This is a genomic window from Azospirillum sp. TSH64 (assembly GCF_003116035.1).
Lineage (GTDB): Bacteria > Pseudomonadota > Alphaproteobacteria > Azospirillales > Azospirillaceae > Azospirillum.
Map to the genome: position 1 here is coordinate 54750 of NZ_LGQW01000001.1, position 25701 is coordinate 80450.

The following is a 25701-nucleotide window of genomic DNA, read 5'->3' on the forward strand; positions in this document are numbered from 1 at the left end:
TTCACATGAGGAGATAAGTGATATGCAGCAATATATAGAGGCGGCGGGCCTTCTAGCTACGCTTCCCGCTATTAAAGGGACCAGTATCTATGCCAATTTCGACGGACTCGATTTTGATCATGGTGCTGCGCTGATATACGGCTGGGCATTCGATGCGGCGAGCCCAGACAGTACCCCTGAAATACTGGTCTTTGGGTCCACCGGAATAATCGGTCGCGGAAAAGCAGATCTGGCTCGACCTGATGTTAACGATGCTGGTGTGCCGAGAGTCGAGGTCGGGTTTCGAGTTCGTTTGAAGCCGAGAGCAAACGAGAGAAAGTTGAAGATTGTCGTGGATTCCGGCAAACAACAGCATATACTACTTGAGATCAGGCTAACGGAAAACCTTCCCACTTGCGTATTGACTAGAGAAGACGTTATTTCAGTATTCGGACTTCTATTTCATCGTATCCCAGAGAGCGATGACGCGATTAATCATCAGTTATCTGTGCACAGATCTAAGGATAGCTTGTTTGCTGCTCTGTTTCGATCTCCCGAATTTCATGAGAAAAATATGGATGTGATTGCTTTGTTGCGCGCCAATACTGAAGGCAATTAATATGAATACCTCAATCGTGATCAATACTTATAATCGAGCATCTCAGCTCCGCGATTGCCTACGTGCCCTTCGCAACCTCGAAGGTCAATTCGAGGTCGTCGTTGTGAACGGTCCGTCGACAGACGAGACGCGAGCACTCTGCAACGAATACGCTTCATCCATCACATATCTCGAATGCCCAGAAAGAAATCTCTCCGTTTCGCGGAATGTTGGTATTGCAAACGCGATGGGTGACATTATTGCATTTATAGATGACGACGCAGTGGTCCATCCGTCTTGGTTAAACAAGCTTCTGGAAAAGTATAATTCAGACGATGTTGTTGGGGTTGGCGGCTTTACCAGAGATCATACAGGAAAGCGATACCAAGCAACTTCCACACTTTGCGATAGACTGGGAAATGCCTACACTGTACCCAGTGGGATTTCACGCGAAATATTTTGCTTCCCCGGATCGCCTCTGTTTCCCTCTCTTCTTGGGACCAACTCGTCGTTCCGCGCGTCGGCGCTGCGAGAGATTGGTGGCTTCGACGAAACCTTCGCTTACTTCCTCGATGAGACGGACGTCTGCTTAAGGCTCGTGGACCAAGGTGGGCAGATCGTGTACGCCCCCGATGCCCTTATCTATCATCGCTACGCGCCGAGCCATCTGCGGAACCCAAATAAGGTTCCGACCACGTTGCATATCCCCAGCCGAAGCAAGGCCTACTTCATGTACCGACATGGCGTGACGGCACTAGACGAGATCGCTGTGACGGTCGAAATCGTTAAGTACCGCGACGGCTTGCGCCGGGACAACCGGTGGCTCCGCGAGCACAACTATCTCAGCCCGGCTGCCGAAGCGCTCCTCAACCAGGAGGTGGAACTCGGCATCGAGGAAGGCCGTGAGCTGTCCCGGCGTCCCGCCCCCACCAACCTATTGGAACGCGCGGCGGATGTCGCCAAAAGGCCCTTCAAGGGGTTCAACGCCCGCGGCGCCCAAAAGCTGCGGATCGCGCTGGTCTCTCAGGGATATCCTCCAAACGACACCGCTGGCATCGCACGGTGGACGGAGCATGTCGCCAGTGGCCTCGCGGCACGCGGGCATCGGGTTCATGTCATTACCCGCGCAGAAGCCGAACCGACGGTCGATTTCCGGGACGGTGTCTGGGTCCACAAGGTGCGAGCTGTTGAGGGTGGAGAACTCGGTGAGGTGACCGCCGCGATCGACATACCGGGCGACCTCGCCCACTGGTCGGCCGGCGTGTACGTGGAACTGCAGGAGATCGGTTTTACGAACCTAGATTTGGTTTCCGCGCCAATTTGGGACGTCGAGGGACTCGTCCCCCTGCTACTCTCGCCCATCCCCGTGGTGACGTCTCTGCACACCACCTATAAGCTCGCCTACCCTCACAAGCCGGACTGGCACCGCCCCCTGTACGACTTTAACCACGTCCAGCGCGTCATCAAGGCCGAACAGTTCCTCTTCGAAAAGGCACCGTACTTCCTCGGCAACACGGAAGCGGTCGTGAAGGAAATCCACGACGCCTACGGCGTCGACATCGCGCCGCGGACGATCATCGTCCCCCACGGTGTCTCCGTGCCGCAAATGCCAAAGACTATGAAGACGGAAGCGGGCGACGAGATCACAGTCCTGTTCGTCGGGCGCCAGGAAACCCGCAAGGGGTTCGACACGGCGCTGGATGCGGCCCTTCGTGTCTGCGCGCAGGTTCCCGACGTCTCATTCCGCTTTATCGGCGCCACGACGGAAGACCAGAACAGCAAGCGAGCGGTCCATCGTCTTCAAGAGGGCGCATCCGCGGTGCTGGCACAGCGGATCCATATCGAAGGCTACCGTCCGGACGACCAACTGGCCGAAGCCTACGCCAACTGCGACATTTTTCTCGCTCCCTCCCGCTTCGAATCCTTCGGCCTTGTGGCCATCGAAGCAATGCGATACGGAAAACCCGTTATTGCTGGTAACGTAGGTGGACTTGCGGAGGTTGTTGAGCCGTTGAAGACGGGGCTTCTCGTCGATCCTAACGATCCCGAAGAAATCGCGCAGGCCGTTCTCAAACTCGTCCACGACCGAAACCTTCGCCGGCAACTTGGAAATGCTGCCCGGCAGAGCTTCCTTGCGAAATACACCTTGGAGCAGATGGTCGAAGGCATCGAGGCTGCTTACGCCTCCTTCCAAGAGGTGGACACGTCTTCTAACACAGCGCTGGAGGAAGTCAGATCATGAGGCTGGATCGAAACATGGTCGTCCAGGCACTTGACACCTTCACGGATGTTCAGCCCTCCGATATCGAGGTGAGCAAGCTCCTCTCCTATGTGGAAGGTCCCAAGGACCTGCTATGCCACATATTGCTGAACACCGATTTCCTAGCCAAATACCCGGAGGTGGCGGCGACCCTCCAGGAACTCTCGGGGCCCATGTCGCGCTCGTTACTCGCCTCTCCCGACGCGGCTCTGCTACGGGCGCGGATGAAGCGCTCTCTGCTTCATGATCTTTACGAGAAGCAGAAAAGGTGGGTATCAAAGACGGAAGAACTCAATCAACTCGAAACCGAAATACTTGGCCTGAAGAACAAGATTGCTGCTGTTGGTAAGAACGGGACGCTCTAGTGGTGAATGCGGTCCGGTGTGGAAGATCGCAGCATGATGTGCTCTGGTGTCTGTCTTTATCGTGTAAGTTGGGCTTCTGGCAAATGAGTGAAATAGCGACTCTCTCGTCCGCAGCGATCGTGCAGCAGAAGCTCCTCGGTCGGCTCGCCTGCCCGATAACGCGCGGCGCGCTGGAGGTCTTGCCTCTGGTGCAGTCGGCCGGAGCGGTGAAGGAAGCAGTCCTATGGAGCCCGCGGCTCGGGTCCGTCGTCGGCGAGATCCGGAACTTCCAGATCGACTTCGTGCGTTTCCAGTCGGGGATCGACGTGGGTACGATCCGAGCGCGTATTGTCGAAGGGCACCTGCCGTCGTATGAGGAGCAGCAGCAAGTCTGGACCGCATTCCCTCCCAACGATGCCCTGTTCACGTACAGCGGCGACTGGCGCCCGATTGAGAACATGGTGGTTACGGATTGCGAAACAAGGCCAACAACCATTCGCTGGCAGATCGACCGTCCATGCCAAATTATCTTCGGCGCGCATCCCTGGTCGGGCCATGTGGATGTGCTCGTCAATGGGGAAGTGATCCACCAGCTCGACCTCTACGAGCCGCACACGACCGTTCCGAGAACCGTCGCCGTCAAGCCGGCCCGGCCGGACACCCCATCCGAAGTCGTCGTCCATGCCAAGGGCACCCAATCGACGCAGAGTATGGGCCAACAGTGCCTGTTTTCGGGGTGCGAAATTGCCACGGAGAAGGTCGAGCCTATCCGTTTCGAGAAGAAGCTGCGTGTCCGGGGCGCCAGCTATACGAACCGGTTCAGAGAAATGCTGGCAGCGGTGCCGGCCAGCGGCCTGTGTCTCGACATTGGAGGTGGCAACCGGCAGTTAGACGATCCCCGATACGTCAACCTCGATTATGCTCCATATGACGAACCTGACATCGTCGGCGATGCGCTCAAGTTGCCGTTCGCGAGCGACACTTTTGAATTCATATATTCGACCGGCGTCATCGAGCACCTGAAAGATCCAAATCTCGCTGGGAAGGAAATTTATCGCGTCACGAAGCCCGGTGGGAAAGTCCTCATCGGCATGGCGTTCATGCAGCCGATCCACAGCGAAGGACAACACTTCTTCAATGGAACGGTTTGGGGTCTTGAGGAGATGCTCAAGGATTTTCGGATCGATGACGTCTTCTGGGAGGGCTCCATGAGTTTCTTGATCGAGTGGATGATACAATGCACTCATGTCGATCGACTTGCGGACTCCAGAAAAGTTCAGAATATTTTGGAAACAGTAAAGGAATGGGACAAGCTAGTGACATATGATCGACTGAAATATATTGCCAACGGTGTTTGGTTGTGCGGTACCAAAATCTGATTATCTGCGCGCCTTGCTTCCGAGGACAATTAGAATGATTAAGCTTCAGGTTCCTGAGATCACACGTCGAGGATTATACGCACTGGCGACAACGCAGGAGTGGAAACCCTACGACCTGCCGAAGCTGGGGACGGTTGCCCAGATGGCGGAAACGGCCGGGGCCACTATGACGTTCATGTGCCCGCCCGGCCGCGTCGGCATTTGGCTGCTGCGGCACGCATGGAGCGGGCTCGTGGAGATCACCTGCGCCGGCCACTCCATTGTGGTTGACCTCTACGCCGAACACCAGGACGAGGGCTTCTTTCATTATATCGACGCCGGTCCGCACGGCGCTGCCGAAGTCGTTGTCCGGGTTCTCGGACGGCGGAACTCAACGTCCGGCGGCGATCAAGTCTGGGTTGTCGGATTGGCCGTGGAGGCTCTGCCGGACGAGCGGGGAGACGTCCTGACGTTGTCGCCCGGCTGCAAGTTGATCAATGCCGAGTGGGGGCGCTTCCTCGTTCTGCTGACAGACAAGGACATTCCCAACGTCATCCAGTCCACAGGGACATGGGGCGGGGACGACATCGGGCTGTTCAAGGCGTGTGTCCGACGCGGCGATGCCGTGCTCGATGTCGGTGCGAACTTCGGCCATCACTCGGTCGTTTTCTCCCAACTGGTCGGGCCGGAGGGGGTTGTCGTCTCAATCGAAGCGCAGCGGGTCATGTACCAGTTGCTGAATGCGAACTGCGTGCTGAACGGTTGCCGAAACGTTAGGACGGTGCATGTCGCCGCGTCGGATCGACCTGGGAAATTGACGCTGTACCCCATCGATTACGAGCATGAGTGCAATTTCGGGAGCCTTGGCATCAATCCACAGCCGCCAGAGAATGCTGCTGCGGAAACAGTTGACGCAGCACCTCTGGACGATCTTCTCCAGCAATCCTTTCCCGACATCAGGATTGGGTTCATCAAAATCGACGTCCAGAGTTACGAGTTATTCGTGCTGCGCGGTCTTGACCGGTGCCTACGCGAACACCGTCCGTTTGTGTTTTTCGAAGTGTCACCCCATTGGATGCAACTTGCTGGGTATGATTATCGAGTGATCTACGAATTTCTCGGCGGCCTGGGTTATGGCTTCCGGCACCGGGCGGACGTCGAGGTGGGGGCAGCAGGCTTCCCCAAGCGCTCTCTGGACGACCAGTACGAATGGGACGTGCTTGCCATTCCGACCGAACGGATGCGGGAGGTTGCTGCGGCCGGCACTGGCCGCTGGAGGTAGATGGGCGGGTGAACCCACTCCAGGCCGAACTGTCTACAAGACGGAAACCGACTGGATCTGATCTGTCCGAAGATGTCAGGCGCTCATCGCCCCTTCTCGAACGAGAGCAGGCCGCCGGAGATGTAGGCGGTGGCCGCGGCGTACCGTTCGAGAAGGGGCGATGAGCGCCTGACCTTACGACGGAGGGGCGGCACATCGGCACCTCTCCCCGACCGCGGCGCACCAGCAGGGCTCAGATACATCCCTCGTCTCCACAGTGGGGAAAAATCACCATTCATCAGATGACGAGCATGACCTTTCAATTACTCGAATATACAGGCGATCCTAACCGGCAAGGGCCACGGATTTAATTTTCTTGAATATGCACATATGGAACCCAATGGTCATATTTTTTGTTTATATTTCTGGCTGCTCTATCTTTGCACTGCTTTGCGCATACTTGCAAAGGCGGCTGGAGGACCAGCTTGCTTTTGCCTATGACACGGCTCCGATTGCGAACCACCGCCGCTTCTGGTGGAACACCGCCGTCGCGGCCACCCTGCACGGCACCTTGTTCGCGCTGGCCGGCGTCATCGGCACAGAGTTGGCTGCGTGCGTCATTCTTGCGCTTTACGCTACGAACATCGCTCTGCACAGACTATTTGGCCGCGTCCTGTCGCCCGGAGACCTAAACAGCGTCCGTGAGGCGCTGACCTTCCTGCCGAGCTATGTGCCGCCGCGCCGCCTTGCCGTCATAGCGATCGCCCTGGCCCTCGCTGCGGCTGGCGCAATGCTGCTGGGACACTGCGCCAACGCCGCCCTGGCCTTTATGTCGGGTTCGAGGTTCCGCCTCGGGCTTCTGCCGGCCAGCATGGCCGGCTGGGCCGTACTGTGGTGGCGGGCGCGCGCATGGCCACAGGTCGACGATGCCCTCGCCTACTCGCAGACAGACCAAAACATTAACGTCCGGCGGCTCGGCTTCCTTCTACAAGGCTGGCTCCTGCTAGTCAGGATGTCGAGACCGCACAAGCCCCACGAGTTTGACCGGCGCATCGACGTTCTGTCGAAGGTGCGCCGGGTCGGCGGTCAGCCGGATGGATGCCGCGAAGCCGCAGGCGATCCTGATGTCATTGTGCTGATGATGGAGTCCCTTGCCGATTTGGCGGAACTTGGCATCCCACTCGCGGCGGAACCACTTGTCTATGTCAAGGCGGAAGGGCCGGAGCGCGCTCGCGGCCGTCTCAATGTGCCCGTCGTCGGCGGAAACACCTGTAATACCGAGTTCGAGGTGTTGACGGGCATTCCCACAGGGTCGGACGGGAGCGGAATGCTCCCCTATATGAGCAGGCTTAACGACGGCGTCTACGGGCTTCCCCATTGTTTGAAGCGCCGCGGGTACACGAGCTGCGCCGTGCACCCCTTCCACCGGTGGTTTTACAACCGCGATAGAGTGTACCGGAAGCTGGGTTTCGACGAGTTCTTCGCCGATGAGAGCTTCTACGGCGCGGCGCGGCAATTCGACCGGATTTCCGACAACGCATTCGTTGACCTCATCCTTTCAAAGCTTGAGGCCGACCGGCCGAACTTCGTCTTCGGCGTCTCTATTATGGGGCACGGCCCTTACCCGCCAGCCGAGCACGACAGGACCGACTTCGTCGATCCCAGCTTCTTCAAGGGTCAGCCGCTTCAGAAGGTGGTCGACCAGTACTGCAGGGTCACAGCAGCGACCGACCGCGCCCTGGCCCGCCTACACCGGGGCCTAGAGAGCCGGGCTCGTCCCTATGTCCTTGTGGTCTTCGGGGACCATGTACCGTTTTTCACGAACAGCCTGAATGGACTTGAGGTCTGGAGGGACATCCTCATGACTCTCGGAAACGACCAAGTCCGGGAAGATGACCTGTTTCGGACCCCCCTCTTCGTATTCTCCAACGTTCCTGGCGTGGCGGATACCCCCTTCGGTACACTTGACGCCAACGACCTCGGGGCGGAGATCCTGGCCCGGCTGGGGATCGCCGACGAGGCCGCGTTCGGCGCCCTTCGGGCGTGTCGCATGGCTCCTGAGGATCGTGCCGTCTATGCCTATGATACGATCTACGGGGCGCAGCTCCTGACGCAGGATCTCGTCGCGACGACGGAGGGGGAGCGCTACGAACTCAACTCAAAGCTTTACGGCCGCTATAACACCAGCAGCCGTCAAATTGACACTCTGTTCCTGCTGATGAAAGAAGGGCGTTACGACGAGTTCGACGCTCTCTACGCGACCCTTCCGAAGGACGACGTCCTAATCGGCCGCGCCCAACTCCTCTGGGCAGCGCGCCAGATCGACCTAGGGCGCACGGATGACGAAGTCGTGCAGGCGCTGGTCAACGTGATCGCCAGCCCGGACCCCTTCTGGGGCTATTTCCATCGTGCCCGGCTAAACCTCATGCGGGGCGACTACGCCGCCGTGTCGGCCGACGTGGCAGCCGCACATGCCACTGGGTCGGGAGAAAGCTCAAATCTCGTTGCCCTCGGGAAAAGCCGCTTCGCACTGAACGATTTTCCAGGCGCGCTCGCCGTGCTTGATCCGCTGGTGAATGCCGGGGAACGCAATCCGGGCGCGAATCTAGTGTGGGCGGCGATGCAGATCGACGTAGGACGGACTGATGCGGCCATCGACACCGCCCTGAATTGCGCCGCCGCTGCGCCGGAGCCGTTCTGGGCCTATTACCACCATCTCCGCCTTCTTCTCGCCCGACAGGACCACGCTCGCGTCCGCGAAATCGCAGCGGCGGCGGCCCAGCTACTGCGGGACCGGCAGCAGCCGGACGGGGAACTGATCTCTGCCCTGATGGGGCTGGTGCGGCCGGTCTTCATAGCCGGGAACCGGGAGGCCGCACTGGCCCTTCTCGAGCCGTTGGTCGAGGCCGGCGTATCACCTCCTGAGGCGGACCTGCTTTGGGCGGCAACGCGGATCGACGTCGGGCGCATTGATGACGGCGTCAAGGCCGCGCTCGACCGGGCAGTTGCCATGGGGGACCGGTTCTGGGCTCTCTACCACCGCATCCGCCTGCACGTCGCGCGAGGCAGCTTGGCCGACGCCTTGGCCGATGTCGAAGCCGCGGAGGAGATCAATCCCGCCGGCGCGCCGAACGTGCGAGCCCTTTTGCCTTGACACCTACCGTCGCTTCTCCCGCGCCCGACGCTTGGCTCCGGCCCGACGCGAAACCACGGCGCGTCCTGGTCATCCATAATCCCGTTGCCGGGGGGCGCCGGGCGTTGCGCCTGTACGCCACTATCGAGGAGCTGGCGCAGCGTCATGGCGCCAACGTGACGGTGTGGGCCACCTCGAAGCCTGGCGACGCCGAGGCAATGGCTGCGGCGGTTAAGTCAGGGCGCTATGACGTGATAGCCGTCGCCGGCGGGGACGGCACCATTAGCGAGGCGATCAACGGTCTAGCCGCCTGCGCCGCCCCCGTCGGCATTCCCCTCGGCATCATTCCATTGGGGACCGCCAACGTCCTGGCGCATGAACTAGGGCTGCCGTTTGACCCCAGCGGCACTGCGGCGCTGTTGGCGACCGGTGGGGGGCGCCCGATCCACCTGGGCGTGGTGAACGGCCGGTATTTCAGCATGATGGCTGGCGTGGGCCTCGATGCCCGGGTGGTCGACGGCGTTTCGACCCGCTTCAAGCGCGTGGTGGGGAAAGCCGCCTACGCCACGAGCACGCTCGTCCAGCTCTGCGGGAGGACCGACCATGTCTACCACGTGAAGGTGAATGAGGAGAGCTGGGAGGTGGCGTCGGTGGTCGTCGCCAACGGGCGTTTCTACGGCGGGCGCTTCGTCTGCGCGCCGCAGGCCAGCCTTGCTGTACCCGGCCTGCACGTCTGTTTGTTCCGTCGGCCAGGCCAGTGGAACGCGGTGCGCTACATGTGCAGCATCGCCATGGGGCGCCTGCACCGACTGCCGGACTACCGCGTAATCCCAGCTGGGACAGTGTCCATTGAAGGGCCAGCGGGGGAACCGGTCCAGGCCGACGGCGACATCGTCGCCCGCCTGCCGGTGCAGATCGCGTCGGCTGCGCGACCGCTGCCGGTGCTGGCGCCCGCAAGCCTCACGCTTGGCGGGCCAGCTTCAAGAGCATCTTGCCGGCATAGGCTCTGAGCTGACTTGAAGAGAATACGTGCGGCGACGAAAAAGAAGGACTCCAAAGATGGGGCACCTCCATTCATACCGACGACAGGTCCGGAAGCACCTCGTTGGTGGCCTCCAGCAGGCGCTGTGATGCCAAGTGGGCGTAGCGCATCGTCATCGACATCTGGCTGTGGCCGAGCAGCTGGCTGACCTCGTAGAGGGTCCGCCCCTTCAACACGAGGGTGCTGGCGAAGGTGTGGCGGAGATCGTGGAGGCGCAGGTCCGTCGGCAGGCCCGCCGCCTCCTTCACGCTCTTCCAGGTATTGTAATAGCACGTGCATTATGGCCTTGGACGTCGTGTCTCGGACCGGCCGTGCAGGCAGTAGTGCTGCCACCCGGATGCAAACGCCGCCGACTGCACCGCTTTGGCGACGTCTGGATAGGCATTGAGGTACCAAGCCTCATCGAACTGCTCCGGCGTGTCGGCCACCGGAATCCCCGTTGGAAGTTCTTCCATGGCCGCCTGCATGCCCTGGACGTACTTGCAGGGCGCCTTGGCGCAGACGGGATGGATACGATCCTCCTTGATGAACCGGCGTAGTTCCACGGCGACGGCGCCGTTCCAGATCTCTTCGGCCGAGGCCTCATGCAGGTTGCCGAGGAACCCGGAGGCGAAGCAGCAGGGCTTCACGGCGCCGTCGGCCGTGACCATCATCCATGTCCAGGGATAGTGACAGTCCTTGACGGTCTCAGTCATGGCCCGAGCCCTCCTCGTCGAAGAAGACGCCCTTGTTGTGGTCGAGATGCACCGGCAGGCCGAGACGCCGGCCCTCCTCCACCGCTTCCCGAAGACACCGGTTCGACAGCGCCGGGTGACTCCACAGTCCTTCAGCCGCATAATCGAAGACCCACCCGCCCTTTTCCGTGCGGTAGCGGGCCATTTCCTGGTCCGGCCAGCGGTTGAGATGCCAGAAGCAGACGGCGTCGGCGCCGAGCCCCGCCGCGAGTTCGACGAAGGCCGGCGCCTCCTCGATGTTCGCCCGCATGAGGGTCATGTTCAGGTACACGAGCGGGCGCGGCTTGCCGGCGTCGGCGCGAGCCGCGATAAGGCGCTCGACGTTGCGGGTCAGTTCCTCGAAGGCGTGCCCGCGGATCTTCCGGTAGGTCTCCGCCGTCGCGGCGTCGACCGAGACGTTGATCAGGCCGATGTTGGAGGCAACGAGGCGCGAGAGCCTGCGGTCATCCAGCAGCGTCAGGTTCGTGTTGATCGAGGCGTCGCAGCCCTCGGGCAACCGTTCCAGCACGGACCAGAAGGCCGGGCTTGCCAGGGGCTCCCCGATGCCGTGGAGCTGGACGCTCTTCGCCTGGCCGAGGAACCGACCGACCGTCTCGGCAAGCGCCTCCTCCAGGTGCTTGGGGCGCTCGACGGCGCCGATGCTGTGCGGGCACATGACGCAGCGCAGGTTGCAGATCGACGACGTCTCCAGCGTCACCATCACCGGCGTGCTCGCCACCACGCAGGTCCTCGCCCGGCACTCGGCCAGAGCGAGTGCCTCGTTGTCCCTGGGGGTCACGACAATATCCTTCCCGGCATCACGTCGCCCATGCACAGCCTCCGGTGATCTCCGCTACCCTGGAAAGCATGCGCTCCATCCATCACAAACGCCTGATTGTGCGCTGCTGGGAAAGCCACATAGCATGATCGCCGAGGCGAAACCAGAAAGCCGCGACGGAGGGTCGGCGGCGATGATCCGGAGGCTGGAAATACCAGTGGATCAGACCCCGTCGATCATCCCCCATGCCGGGCAGTCAGTCCGCCCGGCAGCTTGAGAGCGTCGCCCCCTGCCATCGTCATTCCACTTTCCGGCCGGGGGATGGTCAGCCTACAGTGACGCCGACCGAGGGGTGGGTCGGATCGTCTCCCGGCTGTGTCGAATCCGGTCCGTGAGCAGCTCAGGGGAACAGCGTTGAAGAAAGTCGATGTTGCGATCTGTGCTTACGGAAAGCCATACCACACCGCCGTTTCGATCCTGTCCCTGCTGGACCATAGCGGCGCGCATATCGACAAAATCTATTTCCAGGAAGAAAGAAGCCATCCCTTCGACTCCGACTTTTCATTCATCAAGTCGCACATCAAAGACGCGGATATAATTCACTACATACCGCCAATCCATCATGGCTGGTATCCACACGATCCCAACAGGCTGTCCGATGAGGATTATCGGAACTCCATCCGTTACCAATATGCCTGGGAGAATACCGACAAGAAATACCTGTTTCTCATGCACAATGACTGTCTCTTCTCCCAGGACGTCATCGGGGACATGCTGTCGAAGATCGATGGCTCGGAATACAGCGGCATCGGCCCAATCGGCCAATGCTGGAACTGCCCGGCGCATCATGCCGGGGTCTGCGACGGCTCCCGGTACGAGAGCTACAATCCGACTTATGAAGAAATCTGCGCCCTGATCGAAAAGCACCCGTCACCGCGGACATCGCCCGACACGGTGGATCGCCGGCAGCCGATGCCGCTGCCCGAATGCCGGCTGAACGAGTTCTTTTGCCTGATCGACATCGGCAAAGTCCGGGACGTGGTTTCGCCCAGGGGAGATGTCCATCCCATCGGCATGATGGGTCTCGACACTGGAGTGGACTGGTTCCGCCAGCTTTTCTTGCGTGGGCACCGCTTTTTGAACTGGTACGATCACACCATTCATGGCTGGACGAACGCGAGCAATGGTGGCCACCAATCGAACAGCGATGAAGCGCTTTACAGAAAAATGGAAGAAGCGGCGAAATCCCACTTTCTGGAAAGATGGGCGAAACGGGAAGACTTGGTCATCCCCGCCGTCTCTTCCCATCAATCCGTTTCCCCGGCTTCCCATGAGGCGGCCCTTTGAACCGCGCTTGGTTTGCCGGAGGCCCTTTGGCTTGGGGTCACGCCGCCATGAGGCCGTCCTCGGCCCAGGCATGATAGGGCTATAGCCAAACGACGCCCCGCAGATCAGGAGCGGGCCGCCCCCCGGCCGGCATTGCCTGAGCCTTTCGGCTTTTCTCCCGAAGCGGGGGATGCCGCCGCCTCCTGCGGCAAAGCCGGCATATGCAGGACCTGCCGCAGGGTGATCGTTCCCTCCCGGTCCTTGTGCACGGCCAGCACCAGCTTTTCGGCACCGCCTGCCGACGCATTTCGGGGCGGGCGGCGGTTCACGATGACGATGTCGCCGTCATTCATCAGGCGCGCGTTGGTGCCGAAATAGCCGGGCGCCAGCACCGTCGCCATCTCGTCCCGGGTCCCGACGCCCCAGACGGTGAACCCCAGCGAACCGGGAAGCTCGGCGATCGGCTGGACATGGGTGTAGGGGGTCATCATCGCTGCGGCTCCATGCGGATTGATCCGCAAGGAATAAATGCACGCGATAGGATACCGGTCAACAATGCCGGGAAAAATCCTGCCTGATCAGGCGGATAGCCGCTCCCCCCCACTGGGGCCGCGGCCGTCACGCCCCCGATCGGGGCCGGACGATCACGCCGGCCGGCTAGGCATTCGCCACCAGCTTGGGGTTCTTCTTCCAATCCTCCATGATGACCTGGGCCTTGTGGCGGTCCTCGCTGGTCAGCTGGTTGCCCAGCTCATGCGCCTTGGCTTCCAGCTCCTCGCGCTCGGGTCCGGGCTGGGTGCCGGCAGCGGCCATGATATACCAGACATAGGCCTGCACCGGGTTGTGGGCCTTGCTGTCCGGGCTGGCGTAGAGCGCGCCCAGGTTGGTCATGGCGCCGGTGTGGCCCTGCGCCGCGGCCTTGCGCAGCCAGTCCACCCCCTCGACCAGGTCGGGGCGGCCGCCCCAGCCATGGACCAGCATCAGCCCCAGATTGACCTGGGCGCCGACATTGCCCTGCAACGCCGCCTTGCGGTACCAGACCGCCGCCTCGGCATAATCGGGGGAGCCGGCCAGCCCGTTGGAATAGATCAGGCCCAGGTTGAACTGGGCGTTGACGTTGCCCTTCTCGGCCGACAGCCGGCACCATTTCAGGGTTTCGCGGTAATCCTTGGGCACGCCGTGGCCGCGGGCATAGAGAAGGCCCAGATTGACCTGCGCCACCGGATGGCCCTGTTCCGCCGCCTGGCGGTAGAACTCCGCCGCCCGGGCCGGGTCGGGCTCCATCCCGGTGCCGTGCTCGTGGATGACGGCGAGCGCCAGCTGGGCGTTGGCGAAGCCCTGTTCGGCGGCTCGGCCGTACCAGGCGATCGCCTGGCCGACGTCGCGCTCCACCCCCTGGCCGTTGGCGTAGAGCGAGGCGAGCGCATGCTGGGCCACCGCATAGCCGGCCTCGGCGGAGCGGCGGTACCAGTCGGCGGCGACGGCATGGTCCTGCGCCACCCCCTGCCCGAAGGCATGCAGCAGCCCCATGTGGTGCTGCGCCTCGGTATGGCCGGCCTCGGCGGCCAGCCGGTACCAATGCACCGCCTGGGCGATGTCCGGTGCGATGCCCAGCCCGTTGGGATAGAGCAGAGCGAGATTCGCGTCGGCCGTCGGCGGGCTCGCCTTGGAGACGATCTTGTACCAGCGCACCGGCAGCGCGTTGTCCTGCGCCGCGCCCTCGCCGTTGGCGTAGCACAGGGCGAGCGAGAACTGCGCGTCCCGGTGGCCCTGCTCCGCCGCCTTGCGGAACCAGTGGGCGGCGTCGCCGAAATCGCGGACCACCCCCTGGCCGCGGGCATAGAGCTGGCCGATGCGGTACTGCGCCTCGGCGTCGCCGCGTTCGGCCAGCGGCATCCAGTCGGCGACGGCGGCGGCATAGTCCTCCGCCTCGAAGGCGGCGAGGCCGCGCCGGAAATCGGGCTTGCGGGAACCGGTGGTGGATTTGCTTCGCTTCAGCATCTTGCCGAACAAGATCAGGGCTCCCGCAGGCTTTCGTCGAACCCGCGCAGGATGGGGCGCAGGAAATAGGTGATGATCCGGCGTTCGCCGACCTTGATGTCGGCGGTCAGCGGCATGCCGGGGATCAGGCGGAAGTTGGACGGCACATTGTCCAGACCGGTGGTCAGCAGCTTGATCCGCGCCCGGTAGAACAGCATCCCATTCGTGTTGTCCTTGCTGTTGGAGAAGGAGTCCTCGCTGATCGTCGCCACCTCGCCCTCGAGCGAGCCGTGCTGCATGTAGGGATAGGCGTCGAGCTTGACCCGCACCTTGTCGCCGATCTGGACGAAGGCGAGGTCGCGGGCGTCGATGTTGGCCTCGACCTCCAGGGGCGCGCCGACCGGCACCAGGGTGAAGAGCGGCTCGGCCTCCTTGGCGATGGAGCCGGGGGTGGCCTTGGGCGAGACCTCCAGCACGATGGCGTCGACCGGTGCGTCGAGCTGGACCAGCGACTGGCGCTTGCGCGCCTTGGTCAGCTGCTCGCGCACGGCCTCGCGGTCGTTGCGCTGGGTGGTCAGCTCCTCGATAATCTTGCCGTTCCACTGCTGGATGAAGACGTCGCGCTCGGCCAGCTGGGCCTGCAGGTCGTGGCGGTTGCCCTGCAGCTCGTTCTGGTTCAGGACCAGGTTGCGCTCGATGTCGATGCGGTCGCTGGTGGCCTGCAGCAGGTTCAGCTTGCTGCCGACCTGCGTCGCCAGCAGCGAGGAGCGCATGGTCTCGATCTCGCGCACCACCTTCAGCCGCTCGTTCAGATGGACGCGGTCCATCTCGTATTTGGAGACGTTGGACTGCAGGCGGGCCAGCTTCTCCTCGTAATTCTGCATCTGCGACTGGTACTGCGCCTGGCGCTCGCGCCACAGCGCCTGCTGCAGCGTGCCGTAGCCATAGCGGTCGCTGCCCGCCACGAAGGGCTTGCCGTCATGCTCGGCCTCCAGCCGGGCGATCTGGGCGTCGGCACTTGCGAGCCGGGATTCCAGCTGCAGGACGTCGGCCTGGGTGAAGGTCGGGTCCAGCGTCGCCAGGGCCTGGCCCTGGTGGACGACGTCGCCGGCGCGGACGAGGACCTGCTTGATCGCCGCCATCTCCAGCGGCTGGATCATCACGTTGGGCTCGGTCGAGATGATCTTGCCCTGGGAGGCGACGATCTTGTCCAGGTAGGACAGCGACGCCCAGGTGATCGCCCCGATGACGAACAGGGCCAGCAGATGCAGCGTGATGCGCGCCAGGAACGGATCGGGGGCGTTCTGGATCGCCTCCGTGTCCTTCTGGAAGGCGCCGACCGCCGCCTTGCCGCGCGCCTTGGCGCGCTTGTCGAGCGGGGAGGCCGGGTTGCGCGCTACGGCATCGTTCGCGGGGATGCGCGTCGTCTCAATTTTCGCAAGCTTCTGTGCGGTCAAGGGACGCGCTCCTAGATGTGCCGGTTCTGCTGGTGCCAGAGATGCTGGTAGATGTCGCAGCGCCCCAGCAGCTCGTCATGGCGGCCGCTGTCGACCACCTTGCCGCGGTCCATCACCAGGATGGTGTCCGACGGCACCAGCGACGACAGGCGGTGCGAGATCATGATCATGGTGCGGCCGCGGGCGATGTTCATCAGGTTGGCCTGGACGATCGCCTCGCTCTCGGCGTCGAGCGCCGAGGTCGCCTCGTCCATGATCAGGATCTTCGGGTTGGTCAGCAGGGCGCGGGCGATGGCCAGGCGCTGGCGCTGGCCGCCGGACAGGTTGGACGAGCCTTCCTCCAGCATGGTGTCGAGGCCCTTGGGCAGCCGCTCCACGAACTCGTCGGCGCCGGCCAGCTGGATCACCTTCAGGATCTCGTCGGTCGTCGCCCCCGGCTTGGCGGCGGCGACGTTGTCGCGGATGGTGCCGGTAAAGAGGAAATTGTCCTGCAGCACGACGCCGATCGAGGCGCGCAGATGGTCGAGGTCGTATTCGCGCAGATCGTGGCCGTCGATGCGGATCAGGCCTTCCTGCGCCCGGTGCAGCCCCTGCAGGAGACGGGTCACGGTGGTCTTGCCCGAGCCGGAGCGGCCCATCACGCCGAGGATGGTGCCTTCGGTGGCGGCGAAGGACACGCCGTCGAGCGCCGGCGGCGCCGAGGGGGCGTAGCGGAAGCGCACCTCCTGGAACTCGACCGTGCCGCGCAGCGGCGTGCGCAGGCCGCGGCCGGTGCGGCCCTCTTCCGGCGCGTGGTTCATGATCGTGCCCAGCATCTGGACCGAGATCGACACCTCCTGGAACTGCTGGACCAGCTGGGCCATCTGCAGCAGCGGCTGGGTGACGCGGCCGGCCAGGATGTAGAAGGCGATGAGCGCGCCCATCATCATGTCGCCGTTCAGCGCCAGATAGGTGCCGAGGCCGAGCAGGCAGGCCATCATCAGCTGGTTCAGCGGCATGGCCACCGTCTGGCCGATGATCATGATGCGGCCGACGTCGAAGCGCTGTTCGGCGGCGCGGGCGACGCGGTGGTCCCACTCCTGCTTCTGCCGGGCGTCGAGCGCCAGCGACTTCACCGTGCGCATGCCGTGGATGTTTTCGATCAGGAAGGACTGCTGGCGCACCTCGGCCTGGTAGAGATCCTTCATCCGGCCTTTGATCAGCGGGATCATGATGCCGATGTTGATCGCCATCAGGATGGAGAAGGCCAGGACCAGGACGGTCAGCGGCACGCTGTACATGAACATGATCGGCAGGAAGACGACCAGCGAGACCGTGTCCAGCAGCGTCATGAAGAGCTGGCCGGTGAGGAAGGTGCGGATCCGCTCGGCCTGCTGGACGTTCTTGACGATCTCGCCCGACGACACCTTCTCGAAATAATGCATCGGCAAGCCGACGAGCTTGTTGAAGACCTGGACGTTCATCTTCGCGTCGATCTTCTTCGTCGCGTAGAGCATCAGGTACTGGCGCAGGTAGGAGAAGGCCGTCTCGAACAGGATGACGCCGATCATGCCGACCATCAGCACGCCCAGCGTGCCCAGGCTGCGGTGGACCAGCACGCGGTCGACCACCAGCTGGAAGAAGATCGGCACGGCGAGCGCGAACAGGCTCATCAGGATCGCGGCGATGCCGATGTCGCGGAAGATGCGCTTGTGGCGCAGGATCTCCACCACGAACCATTTCAGGCCGAAGGGCTGCTCGGCGTCGGCCAGGCCGTAGTCGCGCTTCAGCAGCACCACCTCGCCGGCCCAGGCCTGGCTCAGGCGGATGCGGTCGACCGGCAGGATCAACTCCTGCCCGGCCAGCGGATCCTGCAGAATGGCGACGTCGGTGTCGCCCTGCTTGCCGAAGCCGACCACCACCATCGAGTTGCCGTTGCGCAGGCGCAGAATGGCGGGGAAGGCATCCTGGAGCTTGCCCAGATCGTCCCAGTCCAGCGTCGTCGCCTCGGCCTTCAGGCCGATCGACTTGGCAACGCGCAGCAAGCGCGCGGTGTCCAGCTCCTCGTTTCCGATGACGTTGCTGTGCTGAAGCCGCTCGGCCGAAACGTCGAGGCCACGCTGGCGCGCGACGACAGCCAGGGAATGCAGCCCGGTGTGGGCGCAGGGGACTTCCGCAGCTAAGGTCATGGGAACCGCCGTGAAAAATGTGGAATGCGTCGCGAAGGCAAGGTCTTCATACCGTTCGGTCACCCGGTTTCGATCGACCATGCGCTCCTTGGGGGCCAGGGCGCGACGAAGCGCGTAGAGTCCGCCACTTGCGAACGATGCATAGCCACGCGATTCCGTTGAGATAGCAGAATTGGCCCAACAGCGGCAAGCCATCTGTCCCAGGGCCCATCCGCCATCCATCATATGTCTCCACCCCATGTGGCCGTTGCGGCACATCCATCCGGAGACGAGATGCCGCTTGCGGCAGCGCATGGTCATTGCTATCGACCGGCAGGACGGCTTTTCTGCCGACGAAGACTTAACGCCAAGCGGTCAGCCCGATGAAAAAGCCTTCACACAAGCAGGCCAGGGCCAAGCGCCCGGCCATTCCGGCCCCCTCCCCGCAGAGCACGGCTCCGGCGGCTTCGGCAGGGGACGCCGCCTTCGGCCGGGCGCTGAGCCTGCACCGGGAAGGCCGGACGGCCGAGGCGGAGGCCGGATACCGCGCCGTGCTGGCTGCCGATGCCGGCCACACCAACGCCAACAACAACCTCGCCATCATCCTGCGCGCCCGCGGCGACTGGGAGGAGGCGCTGGGCTGCTACCGCCGGGCGCTTGCCCGCAACGCGGCCGATCCCTTCGTCCACAGCAACCATGGCTGCCTGCTGCAGGACATGGGCCGAAGCGCCGAGGCGGAGGAGGCGCTGCGCACCGCCATCCGGTTGAAGCCCGAATATGCCGAGGCCCACTTCAACCTCGCCAACATCCTGCGCAACCGCGGCGACCGCGAGGCGGCCAAGGCCGCCTATGGCGAGGCGCTGCGCCTGAAGCCGGACATGGCGGCGGCGCTGTGCAACCTGGGCGACCTGCACAAGGGGGCGGTCGAACTCACCCGCGCGGTGGAGTGCTTCGTCGCCGCGCTGAAGGCCGATCCGAAATCGGCCGAGGCCTGGAACAACCTGGGCGAAACGCTGAAGGAGATGGGACGCATCGAGGAGGCGGTCGGCGTCTTCCAGAAGGGGCTGGAGGCGCACCCCACCCACGCCCTGATGCATTCCAACCTGCTGCTGGCCCTGCACTACACCCCGGCCGTTCCGCCCGAGACCATCTTCAGGGCCCATATGGCGTGGGCACAGCGTCATGCCGACCCGCTGCTGCCCGCCGACAGGCGCCATGCCAACCCGCGCGATCCCGATCGCCGGCTGCGCATCGGCTACGTCTCGCCCGACTTCTGCGCCCATTCGGTCGCCTTCTTCGCGGAGCCGCTGATCCGCGAGCATGACCGCGAGCACTTCGAGGTCTTCTGCTACCCCGCGTCCGCACGCTCCGACGTGGTCACGGAACGGCTGAAGGGGCTGTCCGACGGCTGGCGGTCGCTGGTGGGGGTGGACGATGCCCGCGCCGCGGCACTGATCGAGCAGGACGGCATCGACATCCTGGTCGACCTGACCGGCCACACCGCCAACAACCGGCTGACCCTGTTCGCCCGCAAGCCGGCGCCGGTGCAGGCGACGTGGCTGGGCTATCCCGACACCACCGGCATGCGCGCCATCGACTGGCGCTTCAGCGACGCCATCGCCGAGCCCCCGGGCGAGGCCGACCGGCTGAGCGCGGAACGCATCGTCAGGCTGCCACAGGGCTTCCACAGCTACCGCCCGCCGCTGGACGTCGCCCCGCCGGCCGAACCGCCGTTCCGCGCCAACGGCCATGTCACCTTCGGCTCCTTCAACAACACTTCCAAGGTGACAGGGGAGGTGGTGCGTGTCTGGTCGGAGATCCTGAAGCGGGTGCCGGGCTCGCGCCTGATCGTCAAGAGCGCCCAGATGGGCGACGAGGAGACGCGCCGGCGCTATCTGAACACCTTCGTCCAGTGCGGGATCGACGCCGGCCGGATCGAGCTTCTGGCCCGCATCGACGCGGCCGACGGGCATTTGCGCGCCTACGACCGCATCGACATCGGGCTCGACCCTTTCCCCTACAACGGTACCACCACCACCTGCGAGGCCCTGTGGATGGGTGTGCCGGTGGTGACGCTGACGGGCGCCAACCATGTCGCCCGCGTCGGCGCCAGCCTGCTGACCCATTGCGGGCTGACGGAGCTGGTGGCCTCCGACATGGAGGGCTACATCGCCACCGCAGTGGCGCTCGCCGGCGACCCGGGCCGCCTGGACCGGTTGCGCCGGACGATGCGCAGCCGGCTGAGCGCCGCCCCGCTGACCGACTACACGGGCTTCGCCCGTGGGGTCGAGGCGGCCTACCGCGCCATGTGGCGCGACTGGGTGGCCCGCAGCGCCGCCTGAGGGAACGCCACCCGAGGGGATGAAAGAGGAGAGGGCACGGCCCCGTCGGCGCCGCGCCCTCTCCCGGCAGGCTTCACCGTTCGGGGGTCACACCCCCCGCAGGCCGCCGCGGTCGACAGTCTCCAGGAACCAGCGGTAGGTGGTGGCGAAGCCGTCGCGCAAGGACGTGGCTGCGGTCCAGCCCATTCCGCTCATCCGGCTGACGTCCATCAGCTTGCGCGGGCTGCCGTCCGGCTTGGAGGTGTCGTAGCGGAACTCGCCCTCATAGCCGACGACGTCGCGGATCAGCTCGGCCAGTTCCCGGATCGACACCTCGATCCCGGTGCCGACATTGACGTGCGGTTCGCCCGAATAATGCTGGGCCAGGAAGACCAGGCCATCGGCCAGATCGTCGGCAAACAGGAATTCGCGCCTGGGCGCTCCGGTGCCCCACAGCTCGACGAAGGGCAACCCCTCCACCTTGGCCCGGTGGATCTTGGCCAGCAACGCTGCGGCGACGTGCCCGCCCTGCAGGTCGAAATTGTCGTTCAGTCCGTAGAGATTGGTCGGCATCGCCGAGATGAAGTCGCAGCCATACTGGCGCCGGTAGGCCTGACACATCTTGATGCCGGCGATCTTGGCGATGGCATACCACTCGTTGGTCGGCTCCAGCGGGCCGGTCAGCAGGGCGTCCTCGCGCATCGGCTGCTCGGCCAGCCGCGGGTAGATGCAGGAGGATCCCAGGAAGACCAGCTTCTTCACGGCCGTCCGGTAGGCGCCATGGATGATGTTGATCTCGATCGCCAGGTTGTCGTAGAGGAACTCGGCCGGCCGGGTGGAGTTGGCGAGGATGCCGCCGACGGTGGCGGCGGCGACGAAGACCACGTCCGGCTTCGTTTCGGCCATCCAGTCCTCCACCTCCGACTGGCGGCGCAGGTCTACGCGGTCGCGCCCGACGGTGAGCAGGTCGCAGGGTTCGCGCTCCAGCCGGCGGACGACGGCGGCGCCCGCCATGCCGCGATGCCCGGCCACCCAGACCCGTTTGCCCTCCAGGGAGAAAAGCGATTCCGTCCGCACCTTGAGCACCATCCCGCTATGGAAAGCCGCCGCTGTCGTAGCATCGGGCAGGCGGGGAATCCAGTCCGCTCCGCTCGGCTTGACAAGCGCCGCCCCGGCGCGGGATCTTCCCGCCGCCCGGCGCCCACCCGGCGCCCGCCTGGGCTCGCTGACCTGCACCCAGAATTGGGGTTTCCATCATGATTCCGAACTTGGCTTTTACCTGGCAGCTCACGGAGGTCCACGGTTGGGGGCTGGTGGGTGTCCACACCGCCCTCTACCTCGCCGACGCCGGGCGGCCGCCGCTGCTGCTGGAAAAGCCGCTGATGGGCACCCTGCGCCCGGAAAACCGCGAAAAGCTGCAGCCGCTGGAAGCCCCCTACCAGCAGATCGCCGCCATGGCCGACAACGCCAAGGGCCACATGCTGCTGCTGAAGGAGTTCGACGTCCTGCACGCGCTGGGCAACGGCTTCACCGCAGGCGGTCCGTCGACGCGCTTCCGCGGCCGGCGCAACATCGGCGTCATCGCCTATGAGGATACCCGCTTCACGCCCGAGGTGATGGCCCGCGCCCGCCAGTACGACCGCATCGTCGTGCATTCCACCTACAACAAGCAGCTTCTGGAGATCTGGGGCTTCGACAATGTCGGCCTCGCCTTTCAGGGCATCGACCCGACCGAAATGGTGGAGGCTCGCCCAAGCAGCCGCTTCGGCGACCGCTTCGTCGTCTTTTCCGGCGGCAAGCTGGAGTTCCGCAAGGGCCAGGACATCGTGCTGGCCGCCTTCCTCGCCTTCCGTCAGCGCCATCCCGACGCGCTGCTGGTCACCGCTTGGCAGAACGCCTGGCCGGAGGTCGGCATGACGATGGCGGAATCGCCGCTGGCGTCGAAGCCGCCGCGGGTCATGCCCAACAACATGATCGACGTGAAGAGCTGGGCGATGGAGAACGGCGCCGACGAGGAGGGCTTCGTCGATCTGGGCTTCCTCGGCCGTCACCAGATCGCCGGGATCCTTGCCGACTGCCACGCCGCCGTCTTCCCCAACCGCTGCGAGGGGGCGACCAACCTCGTCGCCATGGAGGCGATGGCCTGCGGCGTACCGGTGGTTCTGTCCAACAACACCGGCCACCGCGACCTGCTGAAGAGCCCGACCCAGGGCGACGACCTCTGCCTGACGCTCGACCGTCAGGTTCCGGTCGCCGACCGCGAAGGCAGCCGCTTCGGCTGGGGCGAATCCTCGGTCGACGAGCTGGTGGAGGCGCTGGAGCGGCTCTACGCCGACCGTGCCGCGGCCAAGGCACGCGCCGCGCGCGCCAAGGCCTTCATCCGCACCGAGCGCAGCTGGCGCGCCTTCGCCGAGGCGTTCGTCGACGCCACGCAGTGAAACCGGGGCTTTCGCCAGGATTTTTGAGGGAGGAGGTCCGGTTATGCCCGCCAACTTGGTCCTGTTGGCCCAGCCGGGGGATGCGCGCCATCTTGCCGCCATCCTCGCCGGAGCCAACCACGACCTGACCGTCGTGACGGTCGCCGACCGCCCGCAACTGGAAGCCGCGATGGCGGACCGTGGGCAGATCGACCGCCTCGTCGCCTTCCGGACCAACTGCGTGGTGCCGGCGGAGCTGCTGCGGCGGGTTTCGGGCCCCTCCTACAATTTCCACCCGGCCCCGCCCGCCTATCCCGGCCGCTACCCCTTCGCCTTCGCACTCTATGACGGGGTGGCGGAGTATGGGGTCACCGCCCACGAAATGGTGGAGCGGGTGGATGCCGGCCCGATCGTCGGCGCACTCAGCTTCGCCCTGCCCGCCGATCCCGACCCGGTCTGGCTGATCGACCAGGCCCATACCGCGCTGGTCCATCTGTTCGTGATACTGGCGCCCCAGCTGGCGGCGACCGGCCGGCCTCTGCCCCGCACCGAGCTTGCCTGGGACCACAGCCGCCGCTGCACGGCCAAGGCGCTGGACGACCTCCGCACCCTGCCCTCCGACATCGGTGCGCAAGAGATGGAGCGCCGCATCCGGGCCTTGCGCAGCGTCGAGCAGGAGGGGATCCGCCCCCGCATCACCCTGCATGGCCGCCGCTTCGTGCTGGAGGATTAGACGCCGTCGAGGGCGTCGAGCAGACGGCGGGCGGCGGCGTCCCAGGTGAAATTGTCCATCAGATGACGGGCTGCGTCGCGGCGCTCCCCCTCGGGGTCGCGGATGACGAGGGACAGGATGTCGGCCGCGGCATCCTCGTCCGGATGCCACCAGTCCAGCCCATGGAAGGGCTGGTAATAGGCGCTGCTGTACGGCATTAGCGCCGGGCCGGTGGTGCAGGGGATCAGGTGGGCGACCCGGTCGTTCAGATAGGCGGTGTAGGCGCTGTGCCGGGGCGCGATCAGCCCGGCCCCCAGGCAGCCGGCGCGGGTGATCGGCAGGTCCCAGCCCTCGCCATGCGACAGGCTGAGATAATGGGTGGCCATGGCATAGAGGCCGGCAATTCCCGCATCGTCGTAGCGGTCGGTCAGCAGGGCGATGGGAGCCGCCTCATCCAGCCGCCGGCCGGTGGCGCGCATGCCCCCCTCGACCAGACGGCGCATCTCGCCCATGAGGGACGATCCGCCCTTTCCCACCTTCAGGATCAGGATCGCATCGTCGTCGGCACGGGTGCCGCGCAGCCAGACCCGCAGCAGCCCGGCGAGATTCTTCCGCGCGACGAAGTCGGAGATGTTGAGAACCCGCACCCGGTAATCCATCACGCTGCGACCGCCCGGACCGACGATGGGCAGCGGCTGTGCCGCCGCATCGGCCGGATGGGGGGCGATGCCGGGCGGGCAGACGCGGATGCGGTCTTCGGGATGGCCGGCGGCGATCCAGGCCAGGCGCGAGGAGTCGGTCGGCACGACGACCATCTCGTGGGCCCGGTTGCAGACGGCCCAGGAGGCCGGGATGCGCGGCCCCTCGAACATGGTGTAGTTGACCGTCGGCAGACCGGGGACCGGCTCCACCAGTGGCGGGGTCAGCACGCTGAGCGCCAGCCGCGCCCGCACCGGATCGCCGAGGCGCCGGGCGGCCGCCTGCAGGATCGGGTCGGTGAAGGCCGGGCGCCAGCTTTCCTCCCCCATCAGCCCGGCCAGCCGCAGGGTCGTCCCGCATTCCATCAGGCTGCGCACGAAATGCTGGGCGAAGTCGCCATAGCCGGACAGCACGGAGAAGGGGGCGCGGACCAGCAGCCCCTCCGGCGTGTGGGGCCGCTGGGCGTCGGCGGCGACCTGGCGGTAGAGCCGGGCGCGGGACAGTATGGGATCGCCCTGCGCGGTTTTTTGCGCGGCCTCCTGCACGCCACCCGATGGAGGGAAGTCGCCGGACGGGGCGCTTCCCGCCGCCAGCAGGGTCTCTTCCGCCAGATCCGGACGGCCGAGCGATAGCCAGGCCGCGGCCAGATGGGTGCGGGCATCGGTATGGCCGGAATGCCGGGCCAGGACGGGAGTCAACACCTCCACCGCCCCGGCATGGTCGCAGTGCGACAGCAGGGTCACCGCCAGCAGGACCTGCCGGTCGGGATCGGCGGGGCACAGCCGGGCGGCATGGCTCATGTGGCGCGTCGCCGCCGCGTAATCGCCGGTTCCGTGCAGCAGGTTGCCGAGACGGCCGTGCGCATCGGGATCCCCGGGCGTCAGCAGGCAGGCGACGCGCAGATGACGGAGGGCCTCCTGCTTGGCTCCGCGCGCCAGCATCGCCGTCGCGAGATTGATGCGCCCCTGCGCGAACAGCGGATGGCCGGCAATCAACCGATGCAGCATCCGCTCCGCCTCGTCCAGCCGGTCCGACTGGTAGAGGATGGCACCCGCCAGGCTCAAGGCGTCTCGGTCGACGGGATCCTCGCGCAGCACCTGCTCGACCAGGGACAGCGCCTCGTCCCGGCGCCCGGCCTTGTACAGTTCGATGGCGCGATCGGTGACATGTCCCATG

Annotated in this window: 19 protein-coding genes and 1 pseudogene; 11 read left to right on the plus strand and 9 right to left on the minus strand. The window is 64.4% G+C overall.

Going from position 1 to position 25701, the window contains the following annotated elements:
- Positions 1-22: 22 nt before the first annotated feature.
- From TSH64_RS35175 to TSH64_RS00200, 7 genes are all read left to right on the plus strand, one after another.
- A complete protein-coding gene (locus TSH64_RS35175) occupies positions 23-598 on the plus strand; it encodes a hypothetical protein (RefSeq protein ID WP_146207955.1) in 576 nt (191 codons plus the stop codon).
- Between the two features lies 1 nt (position 599).
- The gene (locus tag TSH64_RS00175) at positions 600-2819 is read left to right on the plus strand and encodes a glycosyltransferase (RefSeq protein ID WP_109095145.1); all 2220 of its coding nucleotides are present in this window, start codon (positions 600-602) and stop codon (positions 2817-2819) included.
- Positions 2816-3202, plus strand: coding sequence for a hypothetical protein (locus tag TSH64_RS00180; RefSeq protein WP_109095146.1), 387 nt, complete (start codon positions 2816-2818; stop codon positions 3200-3202). The genes TSH64_RS00175 and TSH64_RS00180 overlap by 4 nt, the downstream gene beginning before the upstream one ends.
- A 119-nt stretch (positions 3203-3321) precedes the next feature.
- Positions 3322-4560 (plus strand): class I SAM-dependent methyltransferase, encoded by a 1239-nt coding sequence (locus tag TSH64_RS00185; RefSeq protein ID WP_158285308.1) that lies wholly within the window; start codon positions 3322-3324, stop codon positions 4558-4560.
- Positions 4561-4594: 34 nt separating this feature from the next.
- Complete coding sequence (locus TSH64_RS00190) at positions 4595-5821, plus strand: FkbM family methyltransferase (RefSeq protein WP_109095148.1); 1227 nt, start codon at positions 4595-4597, stop codon at positions 5819-5821.
- 379 nt (positions 5822-6200) lie between these two features.
- Complete coding sequence (locus TSH64_RS00195) at positions 6201-8954, plus strand: LTA synthase family protein (protein WP_158285309.1); 2754 nt, start codon at positions 6201-6203, stop codon at positions 8952-8954.
- Positions 8951-9943, plus strand: a complete 993-nt coding sequence (locus TSH64_RS00200; RefSeq protein WP_109095150.1) for a diacylglycerol kinase family protein — start codon at positions 8951-8953, stop codon at positions 9941-9943. Before TSH64_RS00195 ends, TSH64_RS00200 begins: the two co-directional genes overlap by 4 nt.
- A gap of 64 nt (positions 9944-10007) precedes the next feature.
- On the opposite strand, the pseudogene TSH64_RS00205 reads toward TSH64_RS00200, so the two are convergent.
- From TSH64_RS00205 to TSH64_RS00215, 3 genes and pseudogenes are all read right to left on the minus strand, one after another.
- Positions 10008-10229: pseudogene (locus TSH64_RS00205) on the minus strand (tyrosine-type recombinase/integrase); the annotation flags it as partial.
- A 24-nt stretch (positions 10230-10253) separates the two neighbouring features.
- On the minus strand, positions 10254-10670 hold the full coding sequence (locus TSH64_RS00210) for an SPASM domain-containing protein (RefSeq protein ID WP_158285310.1): 417 nt from the start codon (positions 10668-10670) through the stop codon (positions 10254-10256).
- Positions 10663-11487, minus strand: coding sequence for a radical SAM protein (locus tag TSH64_RS00215; RefSeq protein ID WP_146207958.1), 825 nt, complete (start codon positions 11485-11487; stop codon positions 10663-10665). Before TSH64_RS00215 ends, TSH64_RS00210 begins: the two co-directional genes overlap by 8 nt.
- Before the next feature lie 393 nt (positions 11488-11880).
- On the opposite strand from TSH64_RS00215, the gene TSH64_RS00220 reads away from it, so the two are divergent.
- Complete coding sequence (locus TSH64_RS00220) at positions 11881-12813, plus strand: hypothetical protein (protein ID WP_109095154.1); 933 nt, start codon at positions 11881-11883, stop codon at positions 12811-12813.
- 104 nt (positions 12814-12917) lie between these two features.
- Here TSH64_RS00220 and TSH64_RS00225 read toward each other — a convergent pair whose 3' ends face one another.
- From TSH64_RS00225 to TSH64_RS00240, 4 genes are all read right to left on the minus strand, one after another.
- Complete coding sequence (locus TSH64_RS00225) at positions 12918-13283, minus strand: hypothetical protein (RefSeq protein ID WP_109095155.1); 366 nt, start codon at positions 13281-13283, stop codon at positions 12918-12920.
- A gap of 166 nt (positions 13284-13449) precedes the next feature.
- On the minus strand, positions 13450-14805 hold the full coding sequence (locus TSH64_RS00230) for an SEL1-like repeat protein (RefSeq protein WP_109095156.1): 1356 nt from the start codon (positions 14803-14805) through the stop codon (positions 13450-13452).
- Positions 14806-14807: 2 nt separating this feature from the next.
- Positions 14808-16229 carry an HlyD family type I secretion periplasmic adaptor subunit gene (locus TSH64_RS00235; RefSeq protein WP_247872675.1) on the minus strand — a complete coding sequence of 474 codons (1422 nt, stop codon included), beginning with the start codon at positions 16227-16229 and terminating at the stop codon, positions 14808-14810.
- An 11-nt stretch (positions 16230-16240) separates the two neighbouring features.
- Positions 16241-18397 (minus strand): peptidase domain-containing ABC transporter, encoded by a 2157-nt coding sequence (locus TSH64_RS00240; RefSeq protein WP_109095177.1) that lies wholly within the window; start codon positions 18395-18397, stop codon positions 16241-16243.
- 362 nt (positions 18398-18759) lie between these two features.
- On the opposite strand from TSH64_RS00240, the gene TSH64_RS00245 reads away from it, so the two are divergent.
- Positions 18760-20718: a tetratricopeptide repeat protein gene (locus tag TSH64_RS00245; RefSeq protein WP_109095158.1), complete on the plus strand. Its 1959-nt coding sequence runs from the start codon at positions 18760-18762 to the stop codon at positions 20716-20718.
- 87 nt (positions 20719-20805) lie between these two features.
- Here TSH64_RS00245 and TSH64_RS00250 read toward each other — a convergent pair whose 3' ends face one another.
- Entirely contained in the window at positions 20806-21786 is a 981-nt protein-coding gene (locus tag TSH64_RS00250; RefSeq protein ID WP_109095159.1) for a GDP-L-fucose synthase, read from the minus strand.
- Between the two features lie 224 nt (positions 21787-22010).
- Between TSH64_RS00250 and TSH64_RS00260 the strand changes: the two genes are divergently transcribed.
- A complete protein-coding gene (locus TSH64_RS00260) occupies positions 22011-23135 on the plus strand; it encodes a glycosyltransferase family 4 protein (protein ID WP_247872676.1) in 1125 nt (374 codons plus the stop codon).
- A gap of 43 nt (positions 23136-23178) precedes the next feature.
- Positions 23179-23847 (plus strand): formyltransferase family protein, encoded by a 669-nt coding sequence (locus TSH64_RS00265; protein WP_109095161.1) that lies wholly within the window; start codon positions 23179-23181, stop codon positions 23845-23847.
- On the opposite strand, the gene TSH64_RS00270 is transcribed toward TSH64_RS00265, so the two are convergent.
- Positions 23844-25700 carry a tetratricopeptide repeat protein gene (locus TSH64_RS00270; protein ID WP_109095162.1) on the minus strand — a complete coding sequence of 619 codons (1857 nt, stop codon included), beginning with the start codon at positions 25698-25700 and terminating at the stop codon, positions 23844-23846. The genes TSH64_RS00265 and TSH64_RS00270 overlap by 4 nt on opposite strands.
- Position 25701: the final 1 nt, after the last annotated feature.